Annotated in this window: 6 protein-coding genes; all 6 read right to left on the bottom strand. The window is 66.4% G+C overall.

Going from position 1 to position 5,530, the window contains the following annotated elements; all coding sequences use genetic code 11:
- Positions 1 to 1,163: deoxyguanosinetriphosphate triphosphohydrolase (locus ACTHL0_RS18070; RefSeq protein WP_440568193.1), on the bottom strand; the 1,163-nt coding region annotated here is incomplete at its 3' end.
- A 48-nt stretch (positions 1,164 to 1,211) separates the two neighbouring features.
- A complete protein-coding gene (locus ACTHL0_RS18065) occupies positions 1,212 to 1,691 on the bottom strand; it encodes a 3-dehydroquinate synthase family protein (protein WP_440568197.1) in 480 nt (159 codons plus the stop codon).
- A 72-nt stretch (positions 1,692 to 1,763) separates the two neighbouring features.
- The gene (locus ACTHL0_RS18060) at positions 1,764 to 2,180 is read right to left on the bottom strand and encodes a 3-dehydroquinate synthase family protein (protein ID WP_440568196.1); all 417 of its coding nucleotides are present in this window, start codon (positions 2,178 to 2,180) and stop codon (positions 1,764 to 1,766) included.
- A gap of 104 nt (positions 2,181 to 2,284) precedes the next feature.
- Positions 2,285 to 2,791: a shikimate kinase gene (locus tag ACTHL0_RS18055; RefSeq protein WP_440568194.1), complete on the bottom strand. Its 507-nt coding sequence runs from the start codon at positions 2,789 to 2,791 to the stop codon at positions 2,285 to 2,287.
- A gap of 152 nt (positions 2,792 to 2,943) precedes the next feature.
- Positions 2,944 to 4,620, bottom strand: a complete 1,677-nt coding sequence (locus tag ACTHL0_RS18050; protein WP_440568192.1) for a type IV pilus secretin PilQ — start codon at positions 4,618 to 4,620, stop codon at positions 2,944 to 2,946.
- A partial coding sequence (locus ACTHL0_RS18045) for a hypothetical protein (protein ID WP_440568191.1) occupies positions 4,617 to 5,530 on the bottom strand: 914 nt, incomplete at its 5' end. The genes ACTHL0_RS18050 and ACTHL0_RS18045, both read right to left, overlap by 4 nt.

Below are 5,530 nucleotides of genomic sequence, written 5' to 3'. Positions count from 1 at the left end.
GTCATGCCGGCGATGTAATGCGCGATGAGGCGCGGTTGCGCGGCGGCGTCTTCGGCGAGGTAAGCGGGCGGCAGGAGCCGCGGATCTTCCCTGAATGCGTCGAACAATCCCCGGATGACACGCTGCGCCTTGCTTGTCATACGCATGACACGGTAATGCCGGTAGAGGTTCTTGAACAAAAAGCGCTTCAACTCGGCCGCTTGCGCCGCCACGCGGGCGCTATGGGCGACCAGCGGGGGAGCCAGGCGCACCGCGTCGAGCGATTCCGGCGCGCGCGCGGCGAGGTTTTTTCCGGTTGTCTCGATCAGATCGACGATCAGCGTGTTGATCATCCGGCGGACCGTCTCGTGGATCATCCGACGGCCGTCGAGCTGGACGTACTCGCGCTTCACCTGCTCGTAGTGGGTCTGCCACAGCTCGACTTGCGCCAGTTGCTCGACCGTGAGGAAGCCCGAGCGCAGGCCGTCGTCGACATCGTGGTTGTTATAGGCGATTTCGTCGGCAATGTTCGCGATTTGCGCTTCGAGCGACGGGCGCTTGCCGGATAAGAAGCGCTCGCCGAGGTCCCCGAGCTTGAGCGCGTTCTCGCGCGAGCAGTGCTTCAGAATACCTTCACGTGTCTCGAAGCACAGATTCAGCCCATCGAAGCCACCGTAGTGCTCTTCGAGTTCGTCCACCACCGCAAGGCTTTGCAAGTTGTGTTCGAAGCCGCCGTGCTCGCGCATGCATTCGTTCAGCGCATCCTGGCCGGCATGGCCGAACGGCGTATGCCCCAGATCGTGAGCAAGCGAAATGGCTTCGACGAGATCTTCGTTCACGCGCAGATTGCGCGCGACCGACCGGGCGATCTGTGCCACCTCCAAGCTATGCGTGAGACGCGTGCGGAACAGATCGCCTTCGTGATTGACGAAAACCTGCGTCTTGTATTCGAGACGCCGAAACGCGGTGGAATGAACGATGCGGTCGCGATCGCGTTGAAATTCGGTACGCGCCGACGGCGGCGCTTCGGGAAAGCGCCGGCCGCGCGATAGCGTGGAATGCGCGGCGTAGGGTGCGAGATGCGCCTCCAGCATGGCGACTGTCGGCGGCCCGGCGGTTGCGGCATGCGGTTCCGCGCACGCCGCTGCGTTCGGCGCCTGCGCCCGGTCAGCCCTTTCGCTCATCGTTTCCCTCCCGCATGGCCGCCGTGCCGTGTGCCGGTGGCGTTTGGCTTAAAGAGACGCGGCGAGCGTGGCCCGCAATGCCGGCTCCGGAACATCGGTGATCAGCGTTTCGCCGAGCTTTTTGAGCAAGATGAACTTGATCGTGCCCGCCTCGGTTTTCTTGTCGACCTTCATCAGCTCGATATAGCGGGAATCGCCAAGTGCGGGCGCCCGCGTGGGCAGCTTCGCTGCCCTGATGACCGAGACGAGCCGCTGACGGACCGCCTCGTCCAGATGACCCAGCCGTACCGACAAATCGGCCGCCATCACCATGCCGCATCCGACCGCTTCCCCGTGCAGCCATTCTCCGTACCCGAGCCCCGCTTCGATCGCATGACCGAACGTATGCCCGAAGTTCAGGATGGCGCGCAGGCCGCCCTCGCGTTCGTCGGCCGCCACGACCGACGCCTTCACCTCGCACGAGCGCTGCACGGCATGCACGAGCGCGGCCGGATCGCGGCGGTTCAGCGCTTCGATGTTTTGCTCCAGCCATTCGAAGAACGCGCCATCGGCAATCGCGGCCGTCTTGATGATTTCCGCTAAGCCGGCCGCGAGCTCGCGTTAGGGCAATGTCCGCAGCGAGCCGATATCGGCAATGACCGCCTGCGGCTGGTAGAACGCGCCGATCATGTTCTTGCCGAGCGGATGATTGATGCCGGTCTTGCCGCCCACGGAAGAATCCACTTGCGAGAGCAGCGTCGTGGGCACTTGGATGAACGGCACGCCGCGCATATAGCATGCGGCCGCGAATCCCGTCATGTCGCCGATGACTCCTCCGCCTAACGCGATGAGCGTGGTTTTGCGATCGGCGTGAGCGCCCAGCAGCGCATCGAAGATGCTGTTCAGCGTTTCCCAGTTCTTGAACACCTCGCCGTCGGGCAACACGACGGTCGACACCTGCTTGCCGAGCGGCGCCAACGCGGTGCGCAGCGCTTGCCCGTAAAGCGGCTCGACGGTTTCGTTCGTGACGATCGTGATCGATGTGCCCGCGATGTGCGGGGCGAACAGATCGGTGCGGCCGATCAGATCGGCGCCGATGCGGATCGGGTAGGAGCGTTCGCCGAGATCGACGTTGACGGTAATCATGACTGTGTCTGTTTGGTAATGCCGGCCAGCTCGAGCTGCATGAGCACCATGTTCACGAGCCCATTGACGGATGGCCGCCCGGTTTCGACGATGAAATGCGCGCATTCGCGATAAAGCGGATCGCGCTCGCTGTACAGCGCTTCGAGCTTGGCCTTCGGATCTTCGGTTTGCAGCAGCGGACGATTCTTGTCCTTGCGTGTGCGCAGCCAAAGATCGTGTGGATTGGCTCGAAGATAAATGACGAGACCGCGGTCATGCAGCGCCGCGCGATTTTCCGGACGCAATACCGCCCCACCACCCGTCGCGAGCACGATTGCGTCGCGCGCGGCGAGTTCGGCGATGACCTGCGCCTCGCGTTCGCGAAACCCGGCCTCACCTTCGAGTTCGAAGATGACGGGGATCCGGGCGCCCGTGCGCGCCTCGATTTCGTGGTCGCTATCGAAGAACGGGCGGCCGAGCCGGCGCGCCACGGCGCGGCCCACGGTGGTCTTACCCGCCCCCATCAGCCCCACGAAAAAAATGTTGGTGTTGGCGCCCCGCTCTTGCAAGGTATCCTCTGTTCAATTCGGCTATGGTTCGTGGCGCAGCTTACTGGCAAAGGCGCCGCCTTGTCGAGTACGGCCGCCCGTGCGCGCCGCCCTGTCCGGCACGCCGCTCAATCCACCGGGACGATCCGCGGCGTGATGAAAACGACGAGTTCGCTGCGCTGTTCGCGCACCGCCCGGTGGCGAAAAAGCGCGCCGATCAGGGGTATTTTGCCCAACAGCGGCACCCGCGTCACATCGTCACGATCCTGGCTTTCGTAAATGCCGCCGATCGACACGGTGCCGCCGTCCTCCACCTCCACCCGCGTGCGCACATGTTTCGTGTCGATCGCCGGGCCACCGGCCGTCTGCTTGCCGACACTGTCTTTCGCGATATCGAGGTCGAGAATGACGCGCCCGCGCGGCGTGATGCGGGGCTCGACCTCCAGCTTCAGGCTTGCCCGGCGAAACTGCACACCGGACACGCCGTTGCGCACCTTGGCCTGATAAGGCAGTTCCGTCCCTTGCTCCACGAGCGCTTTGGTCCGATCCGCGGTGACCACGCGCGGACTCGACACGATCTGCCCGCGCCCTTGCGCCTCAAGCGCCGAAAGTTCGGCCGTCACGAGGCGCGTCGCGCCCGCCGCGAATAGCGTCAGCCCGGCCGTGGCGGCTTCGAAGCCCGCAAGCGCCTGGGCTGACAGATCATGCAGCCGGCCTTGCGCACCGCCGACGATCCCGGTTGCCATCGAGCCCGGATCAGCGGCTTCGCCGGCCGCCGAGCGCATCGACAACCGCGCACCCAGCTCCCTGGAAAAACCGCGCTCGCCCTCGACGATACGCGCTTCGATCAGCACCTGGCGATTCGGCCTGTCGATCGTATCGACGAGCTCGGCAACGTGTTCCAGACGCGCCTTCAAGTCCGTCACGAACAGCAGATTCGTGCGCACGTCCGCCATTGCTGCGCCGCGCTTGGAGAGCACCCGCTGGGCGCCCGGCGCCGTCAGCAGCCGCGCCAGCTCATCGGCACGCGGGTAGCTGAGCGCGAAGGTTCGGCTCACGAGCGGTTCAAGATCCGCCGCGCGGGCATGCGTCTCGAACCGTTGCCGTTCGCGCGCCGCAAGCTCCGCCTGCGGGGCCACCCAAATGACGTTGCCCCGCCGGGACATCGCCAGGCCCTGGGCGTCGAGCAGCGTATCGAACGCGATGCGCCACGGCACGTCGGTCAGGCTCAAGGAAACGCGTCCGCGCACCCGTTCGCTGGCGATAATGTTCAGCCCGGTGAAACGCGAAAAGGCGTCGAGGATATCGGCGAGCTCCGCCTGCTTGAAACGCAGCGTGAGCGGCTTGTCGTCATCGACTTCTATGGCGGTCCCGCTAAGCCTGGCTCGCGTACTCAATCGCTGGACTGGCGCAAGCGGTACCGGTGGCCCTTCGAGCCCCGCGGCCGAATCGGGCGGATTGTCCACGCGCAGGCCCCGCTCGCCGGGGGAATCGGCACCGGCGCCTCGCCCGCCTTCCGATGCCGGCCCGACAGCGTTCCGCCCCGCGCTGGTGTCGCCCGAGTCCTCTGCGTCGCTCCATTCGTTCACGTCACCCGGCACCCAATCGGGGTCCAGCGGCGGCTCGCCCACGTTCGGCCAAGGCGCGCGCGCAAGCTCGGAGGAACCACTGGAGAGCATCGCGGGCGGCAGCGGCGGTAAAGGCGCGCTATCCGCCACGGCATGGGACCACGCGACAACGGCGCAAGCCATCGCGGCGAGCCGGCCGATCGCCCGCAAGCCGGAACGTTTGACGGCACCGCTCATCGCTCGCCCTCCGCGAACATCACCCGGCGAGTCGCTCCCGCGCTCGCGAGGGTGACACCCGCCGCATCGATCGCAACCACCCGCTCCTGCCCCAACGCTTGGCCCTGCACGGCCGTGACAATTCGCAGCCCGCTTGCCGGTTCGAACAGCGCCAACGCGCTCCGGCCGTCCCGCACGACGCCGACCAGCCGGCCGACCGATGCGCCCGCGTCGGCCCCGGCCGCGCCGTCCTCGAACGGATCCGCCATGCGCCCGGCCGCCTGCGCAACGGCCGCATCGGCGGCCGCGACGCCCGCCGTGAAGGCCCGTGCCTCAGCCACCGATGCCGCCCGCGCGGGCGAGAGATCGAAGACGTCGAGCGTTGCACTGAGCGCGAGCGCCCCGTTTTCCGGCTTGACCTCCAGCGCTTCGGGCACGACGAGCATCGGCAACGTCGATAGTCCGTCCAGGAATGCGTGCAGCCCCGCAAAATCGCCCCTGCCGTCGATGCGCAGCGTGTTGCGCGCTGCCTTCTCGTTACGTCCTCGCGCGCCCGTAGCCGCCGACGCAGGCGAGAGCGCATGCAATGTCACCCCGGCACGCGAAGCGAGATCGGCGACGGCATGCCAGTCGCCGCTCGCCGGGCGCGTTGCCATCCGCCCAGGCGCGGGCTGCGCGCGCACCGTGTCGCGCAACTGCGGCAAACTCGCCACCTTTGTGCGGCTCTCGCGCAATCGCAGTTCCAACACCTCGACGGCTGCAGCGTCCGTCGCGCGGCTACCGGCATCGAGCACGCGCCAGGTGTACGTGACAAGCGCGAACGCGCCCGATGCCAACGCCGTGCAAACCATGAAGCGCCGCGCCGCTGTCCATTTCTGCGGCGCAGAACGCGGTGTGCGCACACCGCGGTCGAATTGCAGGACGACGGGCC

The organism is Trinickia sp., assembly GCF_051961175.1.
GTDB lineage: Bacteria > Pseudomonadota > Gammaproteobacteria > Burkholderiales > Burkholderiaceae > Trinickia.
Note: the sequence above shows the minus strand (reverse complement) of the source record. Positions and strands in the feature narration are given on the sequence as shown.